General features: G+C 43.0%; 20 protein-coding genes and 1 pseudogene. 7 read left to right on the top strand and 14 right to left on the bottom strand.

Annotation, left to right across the window (positions count from 1 at the left end; all coding sequences use genetic code 11):
- Positions 1-25: 25 nt before the first annotated feature.
- From QF06_RS05170 to QF06_RS05130, 9 genes and pseudogenes are all read right to left on the bottom strand, one after another.
- The gene (locus QF06_RS05170; protein WP_038828735.1) at positions 26-862 is read right to left on the bottom strand and encodes an SDR family oxidoreductase; all 837 of its coding nucleotides are present in this window, start codon (positions 860-862) and stop codon (positions 26-28) included.
- A complete protein-coding gene (gene uxuA / locus QF06_RS05165) occupies positions 859-1938 on the bottom strand; it encodes a mannonate dehydratase (protein ID WP_043940104.1) in 1080 nt (359 codons plus the stop codon). The genes QF06_RS05170 and uxuA overlap by 4 nt, the downstream gene beginning before the upstream one ends.
- Positions 1939-1962: 24 nt before the next feature.
- Positions 1963-2982: a zinc-binding alcohol dehydrogenase family protein gene (locus tag QF06_RS05160; RefSeq protein WP_038828738.1), complete on the bottom strand. Its 1020-nt coding sequence runs from the start codon at positions 2980-2982 to the stop codon at positions 1963-1965.
- A 5-nt stretch (positions 2983-2987) separates the two neighbouring features.
- Positions 2988-4001, bottom strand: a complete 1014-nt coding sequence (gene allD, locus QF06_RS05155; protein WP_041850947.1) for an ureidoglycolate dehydrogenase — start codon at positions 3999-4001, stop codon at positions 2988-2990.
- A 104-nt stretch (positions 4002-4105) separates the two neighbouring features.
- Complete coding sequence (locus QF06_RS05150; protein ID WP_038828740.1) at positions 4106-5485, bottom strand: MFS transporter; 1380 nt, start codon at positions 5483-5485, stop codon at positions 4106-4108.
- 67 nt (positions 5486-5552) lie between these two features.
- Positions 5553-6974 (bottom strand): glucuronate isomerase, encoded by a 1422-nt coding sequence (gene uxaC, locus QF06_RS05145; RefSeq protein ID WP_041850948.1) that lies wholly within the window; start codon positions 6972-6974, stop codon positions 5553-5555.
- 197 nt (positions 6975-7171) lie between these two features.
- Positions 7172-8351: pseudogene (locus QF06_RS05140) on the bottom strand (NAD(P)/FAD-dependent oxidoreductase).
- Between the two features lie 39 nt (positions 8352-8390).
- The gene (locus tag QF06_RS05135) at positions 8391-8813 is read right to left on the bottom strand and encodes a helical membrane plugin domain-containing protein (protein ID WP_003220510.1); all 423 of its coding nucleotides are present in this window, start codon (positions 8811-8813) and stop codon (positions 8391-8393) included.
- 388 nt (positions 8814-9201) lie between these two features.
- The gene (locus tag QF06_RS05130; RefSeq protein WP_041850949.1) at positions 9202-9699 is read right to left on the bottom strand and encodes a cupin domain-containing protein; all 498 of its coding nucleotides are present in this window, start codon (positions 9697-9699) and stop codon (positions 9202-9204) included.
- A 131-nt stretch (positions 9700-9830) separates the two neighbouring features.
- On the opposite strand from QF06_RS05130, the gene QF06_RS05125 reads away from it, so the two are divergent.
- From QF06_RS05125 to QF06_RS05115, 3 genes are all read left to right on the top strand, one after another.
- A complete protein-coding gene (locus tag QF06_RS05125) occupies positions 9831-10805 on the top strand; it encodes a DMT family transporter (RefSeq protein WP_014479530.1) in 975 nt (324 codons plus the stop codon).
- A 119-nt stretch (positions 10806-10924) separates the two neighbouring features.
- Complete coding sequence (locus tag QF06_RS05120) at positions 10925-11677, top strand: ABC transporter ATP-binding protein (protein ID WP_003232774.1); 753 nt, start codon at positions 10925-10927, stop codon at positions 11675-11677.
- Entirely contained in the window at positions 11677-12429 is a 753-nt protein-coding gene (locus QF06_RS05115; protein ID WP_003232776.1) for an ABC transporter permease, read from the top strand. Before QF06_RS05120 ends, QF06_RS05115 begins: the two co-directional genes overlap by 1 nt.
- 45 nt (positions 12430-12474) lie before the next feature.
- Here QF06_RS05115 and QF06_RS05110 read toward each other — a convergent pair whose 3' ends face one another.
- Positions 12475-13287: a uroporphyrinogen-III synthase gene (locus QF06_RS05110; RefSeq protein ID WP_014479529.1), complete on the bottom strand. Its 813-nt coding sequence runs from the start codon at positions 13285-13287 to the stop codon at positions 12475-12477.
- A gap of 173 nt (positions 13288-13460) precedes the next feature.
- Between QF06_RS05110 and QF06_RS05105 the strand changes: the two genes are divergently transcribed.
- The 3 genes from QF06_RS05105 to QF06_RS05095 all read left to right on the top strand — a co-directional run bounded on the left by QF06_RS05105 (position 13461) and on the right by QF06_RS05095 (position 16557).
- Entirely contained in the window at positions 13461-13649 is a 189-nt protein-coding gene (locus tag QF06_RS05105; protein WP_003232781.1) for a DUF8096 family protein, read from the top strand.
- 288 nt (positions 13650-13937) lie between these two features.
- The gene (locus tag QF06_RS05100; RefSeq protein WP_043940103.1) at positions 13938-15674 is read left to right on the top strand and encodes an AAA family ATPase; all 1737 of its coding nucleotides are present in this window, start codon (positions 13938-13940) and stop codon (positions 15672-15674) included.
- A gap of 19 nt (positions 15675-15693) precedes the next feature.
- Positions 15694-16557, top strand: a complete 864-nt coding sequence (locus QF06_RS05095) for a DNA adenine methylase (RefSeq protein WP_231573532.1) — start codon at positions 15694-15696, stop codon at positions 16555-16557.
- Between the two features lie 83 nt (positions 16558-16640).
- On the opposite strand, the gene QF06_RS05090 is transcribed toward QF06_RS05095, so the two are convergent.
- Both QF06_RS05090 and yjiB read right to left on the bottom strand, forming a co-directional pair.
- On the bottom strand, positions 16641-17819 hold the full coding sequence (locus QF06_RS05090) for a glycosyltransferase (RefSeq protein WP_043940101.1): 1179 nt from the start codon (positions 17817-17819) through the stop codon (positions 16641-16643).
- Positions 17820-17841: 22 nt separating this feature from the next.
- A complete protein-coding gene (gene yjiB, locus QF06_RS05085; RefSeq protein WP_043940100.1) occupies positions 17842-19032 on the bottom strand; it encodes a monooxygenase YjiB in 1191 nt (396 codons plus the stop codon).
- Between the two features lie 390 nt (positions 19033-19422).
- Here yjiB and QF06_RS05080 point away from each other — a divergent pair, with 390 nt between their 5' ends.
- Positions 19423-19701: a hypothetical protein gene (locus QF06_RS05080; RefSeq protein ID WP_003232791.1), complete on the top strand. Its 279-nt coding sequence runs from the start codon at positions 19423-19425 to the stop codon at positions 19699-19701.
- Between the two features lie 30 nt (positions 19702-19731).
- On the opposite strand, the gene QF06_RS05075 is transcribed toward QF06_RS05080, so the two are convergent.
- Both QF06_RS05075 and QF06_RS05070 read right to left on the bottom strand, forming a co-directional pair.
- Positions 19732-20316, bottom strand: coding sequence for an NUDIX hydrolase (locus QF06_RS05075; protein ID WP_231573537.1), 585 nt, complete (start codon positions 20314-20316; stop codon positions 19732-19734).
- A 116-nt stretch (positions 20317-20432) separates the two neighbouring features.
- On the bottom strand, positions 20433-21077 hold the full coding sequence (locus tag QF06_RS05070) for a DUF4352 domain-containing protein (RefSeq protein WP_014479525.1): 645 nt from the start codon (positions 21075-21077) through the stop codon (positions 20433-20435).
- Between the last annotated feature and the right edge of the window lie 69 nt (positions 21078-21146).

Below are 21146 nucleotides of genomic sequence, written 5' to 3'. Positions count from 1 at the left end.
TTCAGTTTCTGTTGCACCGCTTTCGTTACACACCTGAATAAGCCATAAATCCTCCATCGACAGGAACGGTGATCCCAGTGACAAAACCGGAATAGGATTCATCCGCCAGCCAAAGAAGCGTACCGAGCAAATCCTCGGGTTTTCCGAAGCGCTTCATCGGTGTTCCCGCAATAATTTTGTGAGATCGGCTGGTGAACGTTCCGTCTTGGTTGATCAGCAGATCATGATTTTGTTTTGTCAGAAAGAAGCCTGGGGCAATCGCATTGACCCGCAGCCCGGTTTCAGCAAAATGAACAGCCATCCACATCGTAAAATTATTGATCGATGCTTTGGCGGCACTGTATGCCGGAACCTTCGTCATAGGTGAATAAGCACTCATCGAAGAAAGATTGATAATCGCCGGTGAATCGGCTTTCAGCAGCTCTTTTCCAAACACTTGCGAGGCCAGAAACGCACCGGTGAAATTGGTGGAGAATACAGTTAGAAAGCCCCTCTCATCCATATCAAAAAAGGATTGGCCTTCTCCCGCTTCTTCATATGTCTCCACATCGGTTATCGCGGCAGGATGATTGCCGCCAGCCCCGTTAATTAACAGATCAACAGCGCCAAATTGGCCAAGGATGTCTTCCTTTGCCCGCTCCAGTGACATCCTGTCCAGCACATCCGCAGCAACAGCGCACGCTGTGCCGCCAGCCGCCGTTATCTCCTTCACGACCGCTTGGCCTTTTTCAGCCGTCCGATTCAATATCGCCACCTTCATGCCATGACGGGCTAGCTCCCGTGCCATCGCAGAGCAAAGCACGCCGCTGCCGCCAGTGATGACAGCCGTTTTACCAGCCAGGTTCTCATGCAGCGGGATCATACGCCCACCTCTTTTTTTGCCATTGCTTCATAGGCGTCCCACAGCCCGTTCAAATACATGATGCCAAGTGCCCGATCGTATAAGCCATATCCCGGGCGGCATTGCTCGCCCCAAAGATGGCGCCCATGATCCGGTCTGACATATCCTTCGTAATCCTGCTTATGCAGTTCTTCCATCACGCCTTGAATGTTGATCGAACCATCCTTTGTTAAATGAGATGTTTCAATAAAATCGCCATTCTCATAAATTTTCACATTGCGAATATGTGAAAATGGAGCGATGCCGGCATACGTTTTAGCGATCTCCACCATGTCGTTAGCGGGATTGGCTCCCATTGAACCTGTACAAAGGGTGATACAATTAGACGGTGAATCTGATATCGCCCGCAGTTTCTTATAGCTTGCCTCTCCTGTGATAATGCGCGGCAGTCCGAAAATCGGCCACGGCGGGTCATCCGGATGAATGGCCATTTGAACACCATAGGCCTCAGCAACAGGAAGAATTTCCTGCAAAAAGAATGATAAATTGTCCCATAGCTTTTCTTCATCGACCGTTCTGTAGGCAGCAAAAAGCTCTTTGATCCGCACCAATTTTTCGGGCTCCCACCCCGGCAGTGTCATGTCAGATGCATCCTCCACCGTCCGAATCAGCTCTTGAGGATCAAGGCTTTCCACCTTGGCCTTTTCAAAAAACAGAGCGGTCGATCCATCTTCTAGCGGCCGGAACATGTCCGTGCGTGTCCAGTCAAAAACCGGCATAAAATTATAGCAGATCACTTTCACGCCAAATCCGGCAAGGTTGCGGATCGTTTGCTTGTAGTTTTCAATATACCGGCTGCGTTCTTCGTTCCCAAGTTTAATTGCTTCGTGAACATTCACGCTTTCTACAACTTCAGCATGAAAACCATAGGATTGAATATATTCGGTCTCGGCTCTGATTTCTTCTTTTTCCCACACGTCGCCGACAGGCTTTTGATGGAGAGCCCAAACGATGCCTTTGACTCCGGGAATTTGCTTCACGTGTTCAAGTGTGACTGTATCGTTGCCTCGTCCATACCATCGGAATGTCATATTCATGCTCGCACCTCCGGATTCAGTCATTTAATCAAACGTGATGACGGCTTTCCGCACCTGATCTGGATGCTCCTTAATAAACTGAAATGCATGATGAACGTCATCAACTGAAAATGTATGGGTCACCAGTCCGTTATGCACTAACCGGCCTCTATTCAAAAGCTCTACCACTTTTGGAAACTGATTGGTCTGCAATCGGGATCCGGTTATCGTGACTTCTTTTTTTGTAATCGGCAGCTGAGAAACCTGAGCCGCTCTTTCATCGAATCCAAGCACAACCACATGTCCCGCCGGTGACACGGCCTCAATTGAAAGTGCAAATGTCTCCGGCAGGCAAACAGCATCAATGACCACGTTTGCTCCTTCATTCCTAGTCCATTCAAGAACCCGCTCGGCAACATGTTCTGCTTGGACATTTACAACAGCATCGGCGCCGTTTTCTTTCGCAAATAACAGCCGCTCGTTGTTCAAGTCAGTCATCATGACAGCAGCGCCCGCCAGCTTTGCCATTTTTAACACACAGATCCCAATGGGCCCCGCTCCCTGGATCAGGACGGTATCACCTTTTTCCACCTGGCCTCTCCACACTGCCTGGGCGCCTATCGTATAAGGCTCGGCCATGACTGCTTCCTCCCAAGGCAAGTCCTTTAAGACCGCGTGAAGCTGCCTTTCCGGAAGCACAATATATTCCCGCATGCCTCCGTCCTCATGTACGCCAAATACAGAAAGCTTGGCGCAAACATTCGGCCGCCCTTTGCGGCAGGCATAGCACGATCCGCAATAAGAAATCGGCTCAATCACCACATGATCACCGGGTTTTAGGCTCTGTACATTCGCACCAACTGCCTCCACTTGTCCCGTTACCTCGTGTCCGATAACTCTCGGGAGGGTAGCAAGCGGATTCGTTCCATGATAAATGTGCATGTCTGAACCGCAAATGCCGACTCGCTTGACTTTCACGAGCACTTCATCATCCTTTGAAAGAACTGGCTTCTTCACCTCCGCTGTCACCAGATCATACGCTTTTCGTACTTGAACCGCTTTCATTTTACTCACCTGCTTTTTAAGAATTCATACACGCTCCGAGCGATAGAAATTCCGTTTTTCTTATTTCTTTCTTCATGCAGCTGCTCGATCTCGCCGGGCACATACACTCTTTCGAATCCAACAGCCGGCGGTGATTGCTGCAGTTCATCAATCATGGCATCCATCTGCTCTAAAAACGTATCCCAGTCAGTAAAAAAGGCTGGATTGATCGCGCAAACGTAATGCCCCAGCTTTCTTTTTTGATCAAGGCCGCTGTACATTTTGGCAATATGAGGGCCAAAAGCCGCGCCCGCCAGCAATCCTGAAAACACATCCACCACAATCGATAGTCCATAGCCTTTCGGGCCCCCGAATGTTGAAAGTGAGACGACCTTGTCAGGATCAGTTACTGCTTCTCCGTTTTCATCGACTCCCCATCCTTCAGGAATTTCTTTGCCCTCTTCACGGGCCTGCAGAATCTTCCCAAAAGCCACTTTGGATGTCGCCATATCTAGGATAAACGGTTTTTTATGCTTAGCCGGAACACCGTAAGCAATCGGATTTGTTCCTAAAAAAGGAGTCCTCCCCCCAAACGGGACAACGATACTGTCTGTATGCGTCATTGCTATTCCGATCAGCTTTTCGTCAGCCGCTTTTTGCACAAAATAGCTTAGCGCTCCGCAATGGCTGCTGTTTACGGCCGTGACCATGCCGACTCCTTTTTTCTTCGCCATGTCAATTGCATGGTCCATCGCCATGTCGCAATTCACATGACCGAAACCATCGTCTCCGTCAAGCACCCCGGTCACAGGCCCCGTTTCTTTAAAAACAGGCTGTGCCCCAGGATTGATCCCTCCCGCTAAAAGCCTGTTCACATAGTGTTCTGTGCGCAGCACGCCATGCGAATGTACATTGCGCAAATCAGCGTGCACGAGAACATCTGCTACTTTTTCAGCATCTCGTTCATTCAAACCGGCACCGGCCAGCTTTTGCCGAACGAGTTCCTTTGCTTCTTTAGCTGCAATTGTTATCGTTTTCAAGCAAGTGCCTCCTTCCTTTTCAGTTTTTTGGGCACTCTCCTAGCGAACCCCCTACAAACACATTTTATTTACAAATTATTTTAAATATTCTCTATATTATATTGTCAGATCTTTTGCTGAAGATCCTGAACGATCTGAGCATGCTGCTGGTCTGTGAGTTTATAAAGAAAGCCGATAATGATCATCGCTAATGCCAAAGCAATGGCCGGATACAGAAGCAGAAGCGCTTTGATGCCAATCAGCGCCTGTGCTGTCTGGACTGCATTCGGGACATAGCCGATAATCCCCAAACCGATCCCCGAGAGAAAGCCAGACAAAGATTGAGCAAGCTTTCTTGAGAAATTGAAAAGTGAATATGTCGTTGCTTCCTTCCGTTCACCGGATTTCCATTCGCCATAGTCGATAATATCGGAGACAAGAGCCCACGTGATGCCATTTGGGATACTGATTCCGATAAAGGCGATACTGGCGAGAATTGTAAACACATATACGTTAGATGGGAGCATAAAGTTGATCAGATCCGCGGCCACACTGATGCCGAAGCCGATCATTGCCGTTCGTTTCTTTCCAAACATCTTGACGAGCTTTGGAAGGAATACGACGCCCAAAAAGGAAGAACCAATAATGATGAAGTTCATATAAGCCATTAATTCAACATTGCCCAAGTTATATTGTGCGAAATAGACGAGCATGGCGGATTTAATGTTGTATGCGGAAATTGAAAAAATCGTCATCAGGACAAGGGTTAACAGCGGTTTATTTGTAATAAATGTTTTGACGACAGATGAGAGTGTTAATTTTTCTTTTGGTGCTTCCGATATGACAATGCGCTCTTTGCAGTTGCGGTAGCAAATATAAAACCAAAACACACCGAGCGCGGCGAATAAGCCCATGACCACCGGGTAGCCGACCTTCGGATTATCAAACTTGACGAGCAGCGGCATCACGGCCACACTTGTGATAAACAAGGCGCCAAGTGATCCGATTTGGCGGAACGTCGAAATGGAGGTCCGGTCCTCAGAATTTTGAGTCATCGCTGCCCCTAATGAGCCGTACGGAATATTCACAAACGAATAGCCGATGCCCCAAATCATATAGGATGCATATGCATAAATCAGTTTTCCGGTCGTTGATACATTGGGAGACAGAAAAATAAGAACAGTAAGCACCGCAAGCACGATGCTGCCGATTAATAGATAAGGCCTGAATTTCCCCCGTTTGCCAATGTTTTTGCGATAATCGATTGATGAGCCGACAATTGGATCTGTTATCGCTGCAAACAGCTTACTGACTAAAAAAATGCCGCCGGCCATCGCAGCGGGGATTCCCGCTACATCAGTGAAATACTTCAATAAATAAATCTGGCCGAGATCAAACATAAAACCGTTGCCAAAATCACCAAAACCATAGGACATTTTCTCTTTCAATGAAAGCCTTTTTTCCGTTTCGACCGACACAACCTTATTTGCCAGTTCAGTTCGCATGTTCCACCTCTGTGTCTTAAGAATTTTCGGATAGTGATCCGCTCAGCGATGCTGAGCGGACACTTTGTTACACGTTTGCTTTCTCTTCTTGAAATTGGAAGTAGTGTTTCGCATTGTCATAGCAAATCCCCTGAACGATGCTTCCCAGAAGCTCCATATCGCGCGGCACTTCGCCGTTTTCCACCCATTCTCCAATCAAATTGCAGACGATCCGCCTGAAATATTCGTGACGCGTATACGAAAGAAAGCTTCTGGAATCGGTGAGCATGCCAATAAAACGGCTGAAAAGGCCAACATTTGATAACGCTTTCATTTGGTCGAGCATCCCGTCTTTAGTATCGTTAAACCACCAGGCTGTGCCGAATTGTATTTTTCCTGGGGTAATACCGTCCTGAAAACTGTTAATCATGCTGGCGATGACATAGTTATCATTTGGATTCAGTGAATATAAAATCGTTTTCGGCAGCTGGTTCTTCATCTCAACTGAGTTCAGCAGCTTGTATAAAGGCTTAGCAATTTCTTCATCGTTCATTGAATCATAGCCTGTATCAGGTCCGAGCCTTTTCATCATTTTTGTATTCGTGTTTCTTAAAGCGTTGATATGAAACTGCATCGCCCAATCGAGCTCCGCATACAAACCGCAAAGAAACTGAAGCGTATGTGTCTTAAATTTCTTCTCATCTTCATAAGAAACCTCTGTTCCTTGTAATCTGTCAGAAAAAATCCGTCCAGCTTCTTCTTTTGTTGTTTCGGCAAATACCATTGAATCTATCGCGTGATCAGAAACTCTGCCGCCGGCTGAGTGGAAGAATCGCACTCGTTTTTCCAACGCATTTAAAAACTCATCATAGGTTGTAATCGATATGGCGGCGGCATCTTCAAGCGCCTGCACCCACTCAGGAAAGCCTTCACGATTGATCTCAAGTCCTTTATCCGGCCGAAATCCAGGCAGCACGCTGACAGGAAAGTCTTTGTCTTCTTTTAACAATAAATGGTATTCAAGAGAATCGACAGGGTCATCTGTTGTACACACGAGCTTTACATTTGATTTCACGATTAAATCCCTTGCCCCGAAGCCTTCCCCTTTGAGCAGTTCATTTGTCCGTTTCCATATAGCCGGCCCAGACTTCTCGTTTAAAATCTCATAAATGCCAAAAAAACGCTGCAATTCTAAGTGAGTCCAGTTATAGAGCGGATTGCCGATCGCCATCGGCACGGTTTTCGCCCAAGCCATAAATTTCTCCTCATCAGGCGCATCTCCGGTGATGTATGTCTCCTCAATTCCATTGGCTCTCATGATGCGCCATTTATAATGGTCACCATACAGCCAGGCTTCCGTGATGTTTTGAAATGTCTTATTTTCATAGATTTCTTTCGGACTTAAGTGGCAGTGGTAATCAATAATTGGCATGTCTTTCGCATAATTATGATAGAGGCTGACAGCGGTTTCATTTTTCAATAAAAAGTTTTCGCCCATGAAGGGTTCCATGTCCTCACCGTCTTTCATTCTATTTCAAAATGTTAACGTTAACATTTTGATTTGTTTTTATTTTACCTTTATATTCCTCTGGGATCAATCTCTTTTTTGAAAATGAAATGTTAACGCTGTCATAAACATAAAAAAAGACATTGCCAGAAAGCACTCGGTAAGGAACGCTTTTGGCAATGTCAGATTCATTAAAAGGATTAGTAAGCCAGGCTGAAAAGTCCTTTAATGTGTGTTAAGTAACGTACGTTACTTGCTTCTTTCATCAAGGAAGCAGGAAGACCTTTAAGCGGTGTAGAATTAGCACCAATGATGGCAACCGCGTCTTTGCGTCCAAGGCTTGCAAGTGTACCAGAGTTTACTGGCTTGAATGTTTCAAGCGGGTTTGCCTTCCAGGGAAGCGAATAGGTTGTAACCGATCAGCTCACCCATTTGCCATGCGATTTGTGCAGTTGGCGGGTATGGACGGCCGTCTGGACCGAAGTAAACTGCGCTGTCTCCAGCAACGAATACATCTTCATGAGATGTAGATTGCAGGAAGTCATTTACAGTCGCGCGTCCGCGGTTCACTTCTAGACCTGATTCACCGACTAATGGGTTACCTTGTACGCCGCCAGTCCAAACAAATGTGTTGGCAACAACTTTAGATCCGTCTTTCAGATCGATTACGTTTCCTTCTACATTTGTAACAGGAAGACCTGTTAAGAACTCAACGCCGCGTTTTTCAAGGCTTGCAGTCGCACGCTCGATAAGATCATCCGGAAGAACAGGAAGGATCTTCGGACCTGCTTCAACAAGTTTCAATTTGATTTCTTTATGGTCTACGCCGTATTTTTTCGCAAGGTTCGGCATGATGTCAGCAAGCTCACCAACAAGCTCAACACCTGTTAAGCCGCCGCCGCCGATAAGGATTGTTGCATCTGCTTCGTTTTTCGTTTTAGAGTACTCGCGCACACGATCTTCAACATGCTGGAAGACTTTGTTCGCATCAGCAGCAGATTTCAATACCATGCTGTTTTCTTCAAGACCTGGGATGCCGAAGTAAGCCGTTACAGAACCAAGACCAACAACAAGCGCATCGTAAGTTAATGTAGAACCGTCAGCAAGCGCAACTTCTTTTTTATCAACAGAGAAAGAGCTTACTTCCGCAATTTTAAGATCAATGTCTTTGCCTTTGAAAAGTTTTTCTAATGGCATTGCAACCGCTTTTTCAGACACGTTGCCTGCAGCAAGGCGGTGTAATTCCGTAATGATTTGGTGAGTAGGGTATTTGTTTACCACTGTCACGCGTGCTTGTTCTTTTGTGTAATGTTTGCGAACTGTTAGAGCAGAAAGAACTCCGCCATAACCAGCGCCTAGAATGACAATATGTTTTGACATCGTATATCCTCCGTCCTTTATATCAATTTGAATCTGAGATTATTTTTGGTTTTCGCGTTCGTTCATGACTTCAAGGTAGCTGTTAGCAAAACGGAACAGCTTTTGAGCTTGAGGATCTTTCAGCATGCGAAGAAGGCCGAAAAGTCCAATTGTTTCGTTGCTTGCTTCCGCGCGGTCTTTTGCTTCAATCGCAGTCGCAGCTACTTCTTTCGCTGTTTCTTTTACAGGCTCGAGAATTTCAGTGATCGCACCGACTGTGTCGCTCTTTAACACTTCGTCAGTCGCTACAGACTGAGCGAAATCATAAGACTTCGTTAAAATATTCACTAACTCAGTCAGCTTCGGAAGCTGGTCAACTAAAACAGTCAATGATTCTTGAACTTCTGGCTTTAATAGCTGATCAATAAGATCTTGCTGGCTTTGGCTGACAGACGCATTTGTTTGATCGATTGTTTCTGGCATATCCAATTCTCCTTTACTATAAGCAGTTTGCTGATTTTTTTGGAAAGGGTAGTGCCTCTCCCTGTCTCACGCTTTTAAGGCATAAGAATAAGGATTGTGAATTCGTGCACAATCATTTACAAAAATAAATGTTTACTACCCAGTTTTTCATCTTGCCATATTCAGTATTATTTTTATCTAAAAATAAACAATTGAATAAGTCAAAATCCTTTACTCTCTCTGAAAATAGCAAACACAAAAAACTCCAATTCGATTACCTTCTATATGATAACACTTTTTGAACAAAATTTGAACGTGAATTGCTTCGATTATGAAATTAATTTATATGGAGCTCATGTCATATCGTTTCTGCGGCACTAGTTATTGACAATCCAGCAATTTCTCCCCTTCACTTTACCCATATTTCCAATAGAGGCTCTCTTTTTCCTGTGATCGGATCATTCGCCGGCAACGCCGCCTGCTTAATCTGTTTGAGCGCTTCCTCCCGCTCATTCGGTTTCCCCGTCTTTATATCATACTGAACGCCACCGGGATAGGCGCCAAGGACAGTAAAATCGGGGCTTGAGTTGAGCTTTTTATGTCCGACTCCGGCTGGAATCACGACTGCGTCGCCTGATTTGAAAGGGATGGCAGCCCCTTTTTCTCCCCCAAACTGAATCACAGCCTCTCCCCTAAGGGCAATCAGGACTTCATGCGTATTGCTGTGATAATGATGGTATGGAAAAACACTCCCTGACCAGCTGTTTGACCAGCCATGCCGGATGACGATCCGCTCTGCCAGTCCGGTGTCCTTAAGCGCGTTTTGATACACCACGAGCGGAAAATCAGGGTGATTCGGAATCCTGCCGTCATCCGGAAAGAAGTATGTCTGTGTCTCTTTTTCCATCAATTTCACCTCCCTTTTTTGTCTTCCACACATAGCGGTTCGCAAAACATGATGTTTTTCTCATGATTCCATTGATCTGCATGATACCGAATAGTATAGTATAAAAAAATAATGCCAGAATGAGGGATATCATGAAAGCTATCGTTATCGGAATATTGGCTTCACTCTTTTTCGCCGTTACCTTTATATTAAACAGAGCGATGGAGTTATCAGGAGGCAGCTGGCTTTGGAGCTCTTCGCTGCGCTTTATTTTTATGGTGCCGTTTTTATGTTTGATTGTCATCATGAGAGGGACATTCACGCCTCTCTTACTAGAGATGAGGAAAAAGCCGTTTTATTGGATCAAATGGAGCTTCGTCGGCTTCGTGCTTTTTTACGCGCCGATTACATTTGCGGCTGCATACGGTCCGGGGTGGCTCATAGCCGGAACCTGGCAAATTACAATTGTAGCCGGGGTGCTCTTATCTCCTTTGTTTTATGTCAAACAAGATATGCCGGGCGGTCCGCAGTTCGTTCGCCAAAAGATTCCCCTGGTTTCACTTGGCACTTCCATGATCATCCTGATTGGAGCGGCTCTGATTCAGCTTCAGCATGCAGAATCGCTTTCTGGGAGGATGCTGCTTTTCAGTGTGCTGCCGGTTGTCATTGCGGCTTTTGCCTATCCGTTAGGAAACAGGAGAATGCTCGAAGAATACGGAGGCCGGCTTGATACATTTCAGCGCGTGCTTGGAATGACATTGGCAAGCCTTCCATTCTGGCTTATATTAGCAGCTTACGGCTGGTGGTCAGACGGCCTTCCAACAGCAAGCCAAACCGTTCAATCCTTTATCGTAGCCGTCAGCTCAGGCATCATTGCGACGGTTTTATTTTTCTGGGCCACTGATATGGTAAGAGACAATCCGCAAAAACTCGCAGCCGTTGAAGCCACTCAATCCGGTGAAGTGATTTTCGCGTTGCTTGGTGAAATTGTTCTGCTGTCAGGCGTTTTCCCATCTCTTTTATCATTTGCCGGTTTGTTCATTATAATAGCGGGGATGATGTTACATACCTTCGCTTCACAGCCGAGAAAACCGAAAAAGAAAGCACAGTCAAATCTGACTGCTTAGCATCTGCAGGAGAATGGGTGAAAGCCTGTTCTCCTTTATTTGTGCTACCAAAAGGAATCTGTTTCACGTTATAGTTAAATATAATGTCAGCCTACTTATATTGAAAGGTGATTATTGTAATGGAAGCAAACGATCAAACACAAAACATACCAGCCATCTCCTTCAGATCAGTCAGAAAAAGCTATAAACAAGATGGACAAACCTATGATGTGCTGCAGGATGTCACCGGAGACATTCAACAGGGCGCAATCGTAGCCGTTTTAGGTCCTTCCGGCTCAGGCAAAAGCACCCTCCTTTCTATGTGTAATTTAATGAGAACGCCTGACAGCGGCGAAGTCAACATATACGGAAAGGAAGTCAGAGAATGGAATGTCAATGAGCTGAGGCGAACGGCAGCCCTCGCGTTTCAATCGGCTCCCGTGCTCGACGGGACAGTGCGTGACAATTTAAGTCTTGTACAAAGGCTGCATCAATCCCAGCTGTACTCTCCTGAAAAGCTGGCTTCGCTTGCAGGGCTGCCGCCAGAGTTGTTAGACAGAAGCGCCAGAGACTTATCGGGCGGGCAGCGGCAAAGACTGTCACTGGCCAGAACGCTCTCAAATCCTTCCTCCATTCTATTGTTGGACGAAATCACATCGGCCTTGGACCCGGTTTCTGCTCTTGAGATTGAAGAACTGATCAAACGTCAGCATCAAGAGAAAAAATGGACAGTCATGTGGGTCACTCATAATATGGAGCAGGCAAAACGAATAGCCGATACCATTTGGTTTATGGCAGATGGCCGGCTGCTTGAAATCGCTGAAACCGACACATTTTTCTCCGCTCCGCAGCATGAAGCAGCGAAAGAATTTTTGAAGGGAGGCACTCGGTAATGGATTACCTTTCTCTCTCTTTAACGATGATCTTTGTTTTGATCGCCTTGTTTTTATCAAAATCCTTTAAAGCCGGTGTAGAAAAAGACATGATCATCGCCACCATCCGGGCCGCGGTGCAGCTGCTTATCATCGGTTATGTTTTGTCGCTGATTTTTCGCGGAGACCACCCTGTTTTTATCCTGCTGATGGTGCTGTTAATGCTCGCGGTGGCGGCTCAAAATGTCATCAAGCGAAAGAAAAATACTATCGGTTCGTTTTGGAGGGTGTTTGCCGCGTTAGCAATCGTAGAAATTGTGACGCAGGGAATTCTGCTGTCTCTTCATATCATTCCGCTTACGGCACGATATGTCATTCCGATCAGCGGGATGGTCATCGGAAATTCGATGGTGCTCTCAAGTTTGTTTCTAAACCGGCTTAACTCAGAAGTCGGCGTTCGCAAAGAAGAAATTCAATTAATATTGTCACTTGGCGGCACACCGAAGCAATCCATACAGCGCATTCTTACCTCAGCGATGAAAATGAGTATGATCCCGACGCTCGAAAGCCAGAAAACACTGGGTCTTGTCCAGCTTCCCGGCATGATGACTGGCCAGATTCTAGCCGGCGCGGACCCGATTCAGGCAGTACGCTTTCAACTCTTAATCGTGTTTACAACGATGGCCTCAGCCGCGCTGACTTGTGTAATCTTAAGCGTGCTGACATACCCATCATTATTCACCGTTCATCAGCAGCTGAAGCAGAATGAATGACAGACAAAAGCCGCTTTCCGAGGGAAAAGCGGCTTTTTGTACTTGTTATTCCTTTTCTTCATAATACTTGGCCAGCTCAACAATCATCGCACCCATCCGCTCAATCTCTGGCGCAAGCAGTCTCGTAATGCCCTCTTCCCGCAGTGCTTCAGCAGTCACTTTTCCGACAGCAGCTGCGATGGCGCGTTCTTCGAATACCTTCTTCACTTCATTGATATAACCTCGCCCCTTGGCAAAATCAAACAGGGAACGAACCTGAATGGCCGTTGTAAAACAAACGGCATCGACCTCATCGTTCATCAGCTCTCGGCATAACTGCTCCACCGTTTCCTCCTCCGGTGGGATGTGCTGATAAGGCAGAATCGGCAGGACAGACGCGCCTTTTTCTTCAAGAAATGCCATGAGAGCCGGCGCTTTTTCGCCATGAAGCTGCACCATGACTGTTTTTCCTGAAAAGTCGTGAGGCTCCAAGGAACGGATTAAGCCTCTTGTTGTCCCGTCTTCATCCGAAGCTTCCGGTGTGATTCCAAGCTTTTTCAGCGCAGACAGCGTTTTGTATCCCCGGCATGCCGCTTTCGCTTGGCGAATGGCCTGCAGAAACTCATCTTTCAGTCCAATTTTCTCTGCCATATCGACAAGAGTCTCCAACCCGATGCCTGTCGTGAAAATGACCCAGTCAGCTTTTTCTTCCGCAAACGTCCGCAAATCCGGCTCCACCTGCTTCTCTGCTAAGTAAACTGTACCTTGGAGAGGCCGGATGACAGGTATTCCGCCCTGTTTTTCAATGATTGTACTAATTTCTTCCGTTTTTCGTGAGCCACCGATTGCCACGCGTTTTCCAAGTAACCCTTTTCCCATACCCGTTTCCTCTCCTCTTTGCATAGGCTTTTTATGTATATAAGCTTAATAAAGCTATTTTGGCGCAAACCAAGGGAGAAATCAAGATAAACCCAACCTCCTAAAATCCATTGAATACGCCGGAAGCTTGCTGTAAGATAAACAGCAGACACGTCTTGTAACGGAGGATCGACATGGAAACAAAAAAAGAAGAATATGAAACAAAAGGCTACGATACATCGATTGTTTACGAATTCAATGAATATCCGGACGCCCGCAGCGGGCGCTGCGACAACTGTGATTACACACTGTTCAAAAGCTCTGTAAAAGGCGGAAAATTTCTTAGAGAATGCCGGAGATGCGGAATGAAAAAAAATATTTAACATAAAAAACTGCGCGGATAAAAAACCGCGCTTTAACTTTAATAATGCACCAAATTACATTTTAAAGGTTATTTGCATACTTGCATTGAAATTAAAGAACCCCTATTTTATGAAGCAAAGAATTGACTGTCTAATTACTCGAAGTATTTTTAAGTTAACTCCCTGTAGGTTCTTACTTTACTTAATCAAAAACCCCATAAACATATTTGTCTTTTTTTGTCGAAAATAATCAACGTGGACTTTTTTTTGTTACTATATACTCATCAAAATTTTTATGTAGGTGAGTACATGATTACGAAGCTAGAGATATCACTCTTTAGAAAATATAAAAACCAAACAATTAATTTTGGAACAAGACTCAATTTAATTTGTGGACTAAATGGTACGGGTAAGTCCTCTATTTTGGCTATGCTAGGGCACACTATGGAGTTAAAACTTAAAGATGGGAAAACAGTTACTAACAAACAGTTCAGAACGGAATTCGGAGAGATTTTTAAATTATCTGATAAATATGACTTCACTGATGAAACAGACAAAAAATACAGATACAAAGTTTATGCAAAAATAAATGGAAAAGAAGATTCTAGATCTTTTACTTTAAATAAACAGACTCAAAAAAAGAAATTATCCAGTGGTGAATACAAACATTTTAGTCGGATTAGACCGATTCCTCGCGGAAAGGGTATTGATGGAAAAAACACTTCTGCAAAAATTAAATTTCCTGTATTATATCTAGGCTTAAGCAGATTGTATCCTATTGGAGAAATTCCGGAAGAAGTGGAAATTAAAAATAGAAGTATAGACTTAAATCAAGAAGAATTAAAATGGATAACTGATCACAAAAGAAAAATTTTAGGTACAATTGATAATGAAATAGTTGATATACAAACATATCAAGCAGGAACCAAAGACTCCAAAATTTCAGGAATAGGAATAAATACTACCTTATATGACTTTACTGCCAACAGCGTTGGTCAAGATAACATTCTACAAATATTAATATCTTTATTATCTTTTAAAAGACTAAAAGATAATTATCCAGATTATAAAGGTGGTGTTTTCCTAATTGACGAATTAGAAGCTAGCCTTTTCCCACATGCTCAAGAAAGCCTTCTAAAATTATTAGATGAACTAAGCAAAGAGTTAGACTTACAGATAATATTCACTTCACATTCATCTATCATAATAGATTATATGTGGAAGAGATATTCAAATAACTCAAGAAATTTTAACAATCCTAATAACCTATATAATATAATTTTTCTTGATTACAAAGACTCTCAAGTAATTGTAAATAATAATTTTGATATTTCCTATATAAATGCAAAATTAAATTTTAAATTAAATCATAGTAATGACTTTCAAGACTCTAATATCGTAATATACACTGAAGATGATACTGCAAAATGGTTTTTAGAGCAATTTATCGTTTCGTTTTCTAAATTGTATAAAGTGGATTCTAAATTTCAAAGATTAAAGAATAAAATTCGTCCCTTGAATTTAAGTAATAATCAATTAATGAATCTTGTTGAAGGAGATGAATACTTTAGAAATAAAGTTATTATTGTGGTAGATGGTGATACAGATATACCACAAGACAAGCAAGGCTATAACAATATTTTAACTTTACCTGGGCAAAACTATCCTGAGAAAGTACTTATTGACTTTTTAAAAAGCGATGAATCTGATACTTATTTTAGCAATGATAATTGCTATGAAAGAAATTTTAGTAGGGATGTATTAATCAGTGATTTAGATAGGACTGAAACATTGATAAAATACAATGGGAAGAACCCTTCTGAAAAAGAGATAAATAAGAACTGGTTTTTTAATAATAGTGATTTTTTAAATAGTACTAACTTAGTTGAATATTGGATTATTGAAAATCAAAATAATAGCGAAAGGTTTGCAAGATTATTAATTAATTCACACAATTCTATTTCTAAATACACCTTAACTGAATTTATAAAAGATGATTTCGAAATAGATAAGATGACTATTGAAACAAATTTAATTTATAATTAACTTACAAAGGATGACAGATTTGAAGAGCTATTCACCTTTACGTTATCCAGGCGGAAAATCAAAAACATACGATTATATAAAATTACTCATAAAAATGAACAAATGCACTTCGTATATAGAGCCATTTGCTGGTGGAGCCGGGGTTGCTTTAAAATTATTGCTTAATGGAGATGTTAAAAGAATAATTATAAATGATTATGACAGATCAATTTTTGCTTTTTGGTATTCAGTTTTATATGAAACTGAAGAAATAATTGATCGTATACGAAAAACTGATATTACAATGGAGACGTGGTATAAGCAAAAAGAAGTTCAAAAAAGAAAAGATAGTGTTTCTTTAATTGACCTAGGTTTTTCTACATTATTTTTAAATCGCACCAATCGATCTGGAATTATTAAAGCAGGTGTAATTGGTGGTAAAAATCAAAATGGAATATATAAAATGGATTGCAGATTCTCTAAAGAAGATATTATAAAAAAAATTAAGAATATCGCTATTTACAGAGATTTTATACAAGTTAATAATATGGACGCTATAGATTTCATCGATAAAATAATACCAAAAACCAGAAACTCTTTTACTTTTTTTGATCCCCCTTATTTTAATAAGGGACCTTCTCTTTATACAAATTTTTATTCTGAAAATGACCATTTAATTTTATCAGAAAAGATAAAGAAAACTCTTAGAAACAGAAAATGGATTGTTACTTATGATATGTGTGATCAAATAAAAAAGATGTACAATGACTTAAATTATATTGAGTTTTATCTTACTTACACAGCACAACGTAAAACCCAAGGAAAAGAGTATATGTTTTTCTCAAAAAAGACTAAAGTTCCTTCTAATCAACCCTTGCCCTTAAAGATAGTTTTTAATTCATAACCCTGTCTAATGACAGGGTTTTTAGCTATAATATTTAATTTATTATTCATATTTAAACAATTTAACTTAATCTAAATCTTTTGCTATGCATTAGTAACAGTTTTTTTCATAAACGCTTCAATCTCAGCTGCCGCACGCTCCGCTCCGCCAGCTTCTTTTACATCCTTTTGCATATTCTTGACGCGGCTGAGCAGCTCTTGATCACTGGATACAGCCTGAACCGCTTCCTGCAGGCTGGAAACAGTCACTTCCTCTTTCGGCAAATAAACGCCAAGGCCTAATTCATCAACCCGATTTGCAGTGAGCTCTTGCTCATACATTTGCGGAATGACGACAAGCGGCACACCTGCGTTCATCGCTTCCATCGTACTGTTCATCCCGCCATGAGAGATGAACAAATCAGCTTTCTCTAACACCTCAAGCTGCGGCACACTTTGGCGAATGGTAAAGTTAGCAGGAATATCCTCCAAGCTTTCTGGATCAATCGTTTTCCCAACCGACATGATCACTTGCCATGAAGAATCCCGAAATGCCTTGATGCACATCTTGTAAAATTCCGGCCATGCGTTAAACGCCGTACCCAAAGAAATCAGCATAAGCGGGCGATCATCCTTGTCAATCAACAGGCTTTCTTTCTCCTTCCGTTCTCCGAGAGAGGGGCCGACAAAACAGAAACGGTCATCGAACGTCTCATGCTGAATCTGAAAAGACTTCGGCATAAAGACAATATTTAATGCTTCCGGCACAGCTAATTGTTCAAATGAAACAGCCGGCAACTTCTCTTGCTCCAAGTAGGCTTTAAATTCAGCCTCTGCTTCTCTTATTTTTTTCAGCATGTCTTCATTTCCTAACTGAAAGGATTCATTTTGGGCATATGACGAACAGAGCTTAATGACCGGAACATTAAGCTTTTCAGCAAACAATTTACCAGCCAGCGCAACAAAGTCATAGATGATCAGATCAGGCTGATCATCCTTATATAACTCCTCAAGCTGCGGCAGAATGCTGAGTGATTCTTTCAAAAGGCTGAGGGGCGCGTCATTCTTTTCCATCATCTCCCTGATTTGCTTAGGATCAATATTCAAGGATGTATGATAGAGCAATGCTTCTCCACCGGCTTGCTGAACAGCGGGCGCAAACTCCTCAGTCGTCGCGTACGTGACACGGTGCCCTTTCTCACAAAGCTTCTCTACTAAAGCAAGCGTAGGATTGACATGTCCGTACGCCGGGATATTGATCATCGAAATATGGTACTTTTTCATGAATCTCCAGTCTCCTTATCTATTACATTTTCACACGGAAGCTCTTTAATCCGTATATCACACTGTTTTCAATCGGAGTGATACTGACGCACTCCATATGAGGAAAAGCAGAAATCAAAGACGTTAACGCGATATTTGCTTCAAGACGGGCAAGCGGAGCCCCAAGGCAAAAATGGATGCCATGGCCAAACGCAATATGCGGATTGGGATGGCGGTGGATATCAAACATGTGCGGCCTGTCAAACTTCGCTTCATCACGATTTGCCGATGCCACAAACGCCAAAATCATATCACCTTCTTTAATCAGGTGCCCCCCGATCTCCGTATCCCGCTTGGCAATGCGCCTCAAAACCGGGGCGGGCGCTCTGAAACGCAGGGCTTCCTCCACTGCCTGAGGCATCAGTTCAGGATGGCTGCGCAGTTCCTCGTAAACGCCTGGCGTTTCTAATATGCTGTACATCGCATTTGAAATCAGGTTTGTAGTGGTTTCATTTCCGGCCACCAGCAGCAGCGTGCAAAACGGAATCAGCTCTTCACCGGACAGCTTCTCGCCTGTTTCTTCCGCTTCCACTAAAATAGAAATAATATCCTGTGCCGGTTTGTTTCGCTTTTCTTCTATGATGCCGGCAAAAAACGCAGCCAGTTCTTCCTCACACTTATCTCGTTCTTCCAAAAAGGCTTTTTCAGCTTCTTCACTTTTATCCTTCGGTGTACTGACCAGAAGATCAGACCATGCTTTAAACTGATCCATATGCGCTGAAGGCACTCCCAGTAGCTCAGATATCACAATAACCGGAAGCGGGTATGAAAAATCGTGAACAAGGTCAAACTCACTGCGCCCCTGAAATTTTTGAATCAGTTCATCTGTGATTTCTTGAATTCTCGGTTCCCATTGCTTCATCACGCGCGGAGTAAAGGCTTTATTCACGACTGAACGGATTTTTGTATGCTTCGGCGGGTCCATGTTAATGATGGAATTTCCAATAGAGCTTGTCTGCTGCGGCATGCAACTGGAAAACAGCTCTTTATCCCCAACAACTTTTTTGACATCATCATAAAGAAAAACGCTCCACACTTGGTTTTCTTCATCAAAGGAAACAGGCGCATCCTTTCTCATCGATTCGTACCATGGAAACGGATGATACGCATCCTGTTTGTTTTTCCCATTGAGCAGCGCTCGCTGCAAGGCTTGCCGGCGGTTTAACACATTCATGTACGGTCACTCCCCTTGAAAGAATTCAGCAATTAATGTTCCACTTCACCTCCCGCTTTCGAAAAAGAGAGGGACTACCACAAATAATTAAATTGATAACAGCAGGCAGGCGATCACGATGTTCGATGCAGGCATCATATATTCCCCCTCGAATTTCGTTCATCTTACCATAATCTTTCAATTTTTCTCTATTCTGCACTGCTGTTTTGGCTCACAACGTGACCTTAGGCATAAGCACGCAAATCCAATATGGATTCAATTGCACCGCTCCGCTCAAAAAACGTCTCTGTTTTCAACCAAATGCACTAACTCCAAAAATGACTTTCCCATTATGTAAAATAATTTGGTTCTATGATTAAATAGAAGGTAAAAGATGAGGGAGAGAACAACGTGGCAGCACAGACTGATTACAAAAAACAAGTTGTCGGAATCCTACTTTCACTTGCATTCGTACTCTTTGTGTTCTCTTTTTCTGAGAGACATGAAAAACCGCTTGTTGAGGGAAAAAAACAGGAAAACTGGCATACTGTCGTCGACAAAGCCTCTGTCAAAATTTATGGCAGCCGATTAGTTGAAGAAAACAAATTAAAGCAAAAACTCGGCCATAAACAAGCCGATTCTATTTTGACCCTTCTGAAACTCGCCAACGAAAAACACATTACATTATAAAAAAGAAAGAGCCCATAGGCTCTTTCTTTTTTAGTCAAATATCGTTTTCTTGTCCGGATGGCGCAAAAAGTCAAACAGCATGCTAAGCTGTGAGGGTGTGTTTCGTTTGGGAGAAAGCGGCGGGAGGCTGTCTTTCGGAAAAAAAGCGGCATGATTCGTCTCGATCCCTGTTTTCCCCTGCCCGCCCGTCATGCTGCATGCGATGAAGATTTTATAATAGTGATAAGGCTGAGGGGGATGAGAGTGTTTATGGCTGTCTAGCACGGCCAGCAATCGAGACGGCTCTGTATCGTACCCCGACTCTTCTTTGATTTCCTTGACGACGTTTTCAGCTGGCGATAAACCAATCTCGCAAAATCCACCCGGCAGCGACCACAGCTCATCATGCTTCTCCCGGACAAGCAAAATCTGATTCTCTCGGAATACTGCGCCGCGCACATCCGCTTTCGGTGTCGGATAGCCGCTCTCCCTTTTCCATAAATCAGTGATAACTTCAATGTCCGTCTGTGAGTAATCCGCCATCATTTCCGCGCTGAGCTTCATTAGCTCTTCGTACCTCTCCCTGTCGTACACATCCTTGGAAAAAGCAAGCCCCGCCTGTGCGATCGCCCGAATCCGCTATGCCCGTTCCAGCCATTTGGTTTGCACTTTTATCACTCTCCCCTTCACATTATTTGTCACTATAAAAAAAGCACGCTTCTTCCCTGATGAAAACGTGCTTTTTTTTAATGCTATTTTTCTAATTTTATCAAATAATCTATATTGTATTTTGCGCTTTCTTCAATTCTATCACTTCCAGTATCTATTAAAAAAGGGTTATACACTAATGTGTAATTTTTCTGTTCCCCTTTGGGTATTACATAACTAACTACTCCTGTCACCTTTTTTCCTGACGCCAGATTCCCCCCCAAAAACATTTTTCCTTTATCCTCCAATGAAATGACTGAGCGAACTGATTTATTCTTCTTGTCTTTCAGATCTAATCCTAATCGGTTGTATTCCATTGAACCTTTTCCAACGTATTCTAGGGTCACTTCTATAATTAACCGCTCTTCATTATCTTTTACTGTTTTTGTTTTATCATAGTCTTTTCCACCCAAATCTCCATATTGGCCCTTCTGTTCACGATCCACTTTATTCACCGTGAAATTAATATCATTTACTTTAATTGTTTCTCCTATTTTATGTATTTGATCATCTTTTTTGGTCTTCGGCTCACCGCCTTTTTTCAATTCCTTATCAAGTTCCTTTTCAAGCTCTTCTTGCGATTTTTTCTCTTTCGGTTTTTCCTTCTCTGACGCATCGCTCGATTGGCTGCACGCTGAAAGCGCTAACCCGATCGTCAAGACAAATAATAGTAATAAGACTTTTTTCATGATTGTTCCCCCATCTAAAGTAATCGATTTCTATTATAATCAGATTTTTCCTTTTCCTAACAGGTAAGA

The sequence above is a fragment of the Bacillus sp. YP1 genome, from assembly GCF_000877815.1.
Classification (GTDB): domain Bacteria; phylum Bacillota; class Bacilli; order Bacillales; family Bacillaceae; genus Bacillus; species Bacillus subtilis.
The sequence above is the reverse complement of the archived record's forward strand: the minus strand, read 5'-3'. Positions and strand labels throughout refer to the sequence as shown.

Excerpts from the sequence above, each read along its gene's own strand:
- QF06_RS05110 (WP_014479529.1), bottom strand. The coding sequence starts at position 13,287 with ATGGGAAAAGGGTTACTTGGAAAACGCGTGGCAATCGGTGGCTCACGA.
- QF06_RS05135 (WP_003220510.1), bottom strand. The coding sequence starts at position 8,813 with ATGCCAGAAACAATCGATCAAACAAATGCGTCTGTCAGCCAAAGCCAG.
- QF06_RS05125 (WP_014479530.1), top strand. The coding sequence starts at position 9,831 with ATGAAAGCTATCGTTATCGGAATATTGGCTTCACTCTTTTTCGCCGTT.
- QF06_RS05070 (WP_014479525.1), bottom strand. The coding sequence starts at position 21,077 with ATGAAAAAAGTCTTATTACTATTATTTGTCTTGACGATCGGGTTAGCG.
- QF06_RS05105 (WP_003232781.1), top strand. The coding sequence starts at position 13,461 with ATGGAAACAAAAAAAGAAGAATATGAAACAAAAGGCTACGATACATCG.
- QF06_RS05120 (WP_003232774.1), top strand. The coding sequence starts at position 10,925 with ATGGAAGCAAACGATCAAACACAAAACATACCAGCCATCTCCTTCAGA.
- QF06_RS05160 (WP_038828738.1), bottom strand. The coding sequence starts at position 2,982 with ATGAAAGCGGTTCAAGTACGAAAAGCGTATGATCTGGTGACAGCGGAG.
- QF06_RS05090 (WP_043940101.1), bottom strand. The coding sequence starts at position 17,819 with ATGAAAAAGTACCATATTTCGATGATCAATATCCCGGCGTACGGACAT.
- QF06_RS05150 (WP_038828740.1), bottom strand. The coding sequence starts at position 5,485 with ATGCGAACTGAACTGGCAAATAAGGTTGTGTCGGTCGAAACGGAAAAA.
- uxuA (WP_043940104.1), bottom strand. The coding sequence starts at position 1,938 with ATGAATATGACATTCCGATGGTATGGACGAGGCAACGATACAGTCACA.
- QF06_RS05130 (WP_041850949.1), bottom strand. The coding sequence starts at position 9,699 with ATGGAAAAAGAGACACAGACATACTTCTTTCCGGATGACGGCAGGATT.
- QF06_RS05170 (WP_038828735.1), bottom strand. The coding sequence starts at position 862 with ATGATCCCGCTGCATGAGAACCTGGCTGGTAAAACGGCTGTCATCACT.
- QF06_RS05100 (WP_043940103.1), top strand. The coding sequence starts at position 13,938 with ATGATTACGAAGCTAGAGATATCACTCTTTAGAAAATATAAAAACCAA.
- uxaC (WP_041850948.1), bottom strand. The coding sequence starts at position 6,974 with ATGGAACCCTTCATGGGCGAAAACTTTTTATTGAAAAATGAAACCGCT.
- yjiB (WP_043940100.1), bottom strand. The coding sequence starts at position 19,032 with ATGAATGTGTTAAACCGCCGGCAAGCCTTGCAGCGAGCGCTGCTCAAT.
- QF06_RS05115 (WP_003232776.1), top strand. The coding sequence starts at position 11,677 with ATGGATTACCTTTCTCTCTCTTTAACGATGATCTTTGTTTTGATCGCC.